Origin of the sequence: Agathobaculum sp. LCP25S3_E8, from assembly GCF_052117165.1 — a bacterium.
In the GTDB taxonomy this organism is placed as follows: domain Bacteria; phylum Bacillota; class Clostridia; order Oscillospirales; family Butyricicoccaceae; genus Agathobaculum.
The window spans coordinates 1-1,908 of record NZ_JBQKJR010000128.1 but is presented as its reverse complement, the minus strand read 5'-3'; the positions used below and the strand labels follow the sequence as shown (position 1 = coordinate 1,908).

At 52.7% G+C, this 1,908-nt stretch carries 1 protein-coding gene; it reads right to left on the bottom strand.

Features of this window, described 5'->3' with window-relative positions; all coding sequences use genetic code 11:
- Nucleotides 1-1,844 (bottom strand): tetracycline resistance ribosomal protection protein Tet(W) (gene tet(W) / locus ACTQ34_RS17820; RefSeq protein WP_441364941.1); only part of this gene is annotated, 1,844 nt, incomplete at its 3' end.
- Nucleotides 1,845-1,908: the final 64 nt, after the last annotated feature.

The window sequence follows — 1,908 nt, the reverse complement described above, 5'->3', positions numbered from 1 at the left end:
CCGACAGCGGCCTGATATCCTTTCAGCTCTGTAAGGCATACGCTCCGCCCGTTGGTGTAAAAGGCCAGATCAGTACGGTATGCCTGTATACAGCGGGCGGGAATCTCGCCAGTAAAGACAACTTCATCCTTTTTTACCTGGGCCGTTTCGATGGTGGCACAGTATTTCGGTGCATCATGATAAGCCCTGGAAAGGTATTCCTGGGGCGCATAGAGGATGAAGGAGAGATAAGGTTCCAGCAGCTGCGTCCCCGATTCCTTCAATGCCTGTTCCAATACAATCGGGGCCAATGAGCGGAAGTCCGCCGGCGTGCTGACCGGACTGTAATAAAGCCCGTATTCAAAGCAAATCTTACAGTCCGTTACGTTCCAGCCGAACAAGCCCTGCTCCAGCCCGTAACGGATACCATCCCTGACAGCGTTTTGAAAACTCTGGTTCAAGTATCCCAGCGAAACCCGGCTCTCGTATTGTACACCGGAGCCAAGCGAGAGTGGTGTAACAGACAGTCCTATGGATGCCCAAAACGGGTTGGGCGGCACCTCGATATGGATGGTGTGGCTGGCTGCTTTGAGCGGCCGCTCCATATAAATGACGGAGGGTTCCTTTACCACTGTTTCAAGCTTGTATTTTTCCGACAGCAAAGCGGAAACAACCTCCAACTGCACCCGGCCCAAAAAAGAAAGAATGATCTCATGGGTGATGGAATCCACTTCGCAACGCAAAAGCGGGTCAGTATCCGCAAGTTGCGTAAGAGCGTCCAGCAGCCGTTCTCTTTGCGCTGCCGTTTTCGGCGCAATCGTCGTCCGCAGCATGGGGAGGGGGTCCTCGCGCCACCTTTTACGAGGGAGCCGGGTTTGGTCCCCTAATACATCGTTTAACCTCACGCTGTCGCTGGGAAGGATAACAATTTCACCCTGATAAGCGGTGTCTGTCCGAACAATTTCCCCTTTGGATGGAATACGCATCTCTGTGATTTTCAGCTTTTCTCTCCCGGCCAGGGCCACCGTATCCCGCAGGCGCAGCGTTCCGCTGTATAACCGTAGATAGACACGCCGCTGGCCGCAATCGGTGTACTCAACCTTGAAAACGCTGCCGCATAGGGCGGCGCCCCCCTGTTCCCCAATCGGTTGGAACAGCCCTGTCACCGCATCCATCAACGGTTGAATGCCAAGGCCATTTTTGGCGCTGCCATGATAGACTGGGAACAGGGAGGCGTCTTGAACCCGCTGCTGTTCCTCCCGCGCAAGTTTTTCCCGGCTGATTGGTTCTCCTGCGATATACTTTTCCAATAATTCATCGTTATTTTCGATGACCGCATCCCATGCTTCTATGTCGGTATTTTCCTCCAGGACTATTTCCGGGGACAGCGACACCGTCTGCTTGATGATAATATCGGCGGAGAGCTTATCCCGAACAGACTGAACCACGCTCTGCAAATCAACGCCAGCCTGGTCGATCTTGTTGATAAAGATAACGGTGGGAATGTTCATTTTCCGCAGGGCATGGAACAGAATACGGGTCTGGGCCTGCACGCCATCTTTAGCGGAGATCACCAAGATGGCCCCATCTAAAACAGCCAAAGAGCGGTACACCTCCGCCAAAAAATCCATGTGGCCGGGCGTATCCACAATGTTAACTTTACATCTGTGCCACTGGAAGGAAGTGACTGCCGCTTGAATGGTAATCCCACGCTGCCGCTCCAAAAACATGGTGTCCGTCCTCGTTGTCCCTTTTTCGACGCTCCCCGGTTCTGAAATGGCTCCGCTGGCATATAGCAGGCTCTCCGTCAAGGTCGTCTTTCCAGCGTCTACATGGGCAAGAATTCCAATATTGATTATTTTCATGTGATTGTCCTCCCTTTACAGCCCCAAAGGGCATAAAAATCCCCAGCAGTAAAATACTTTTACC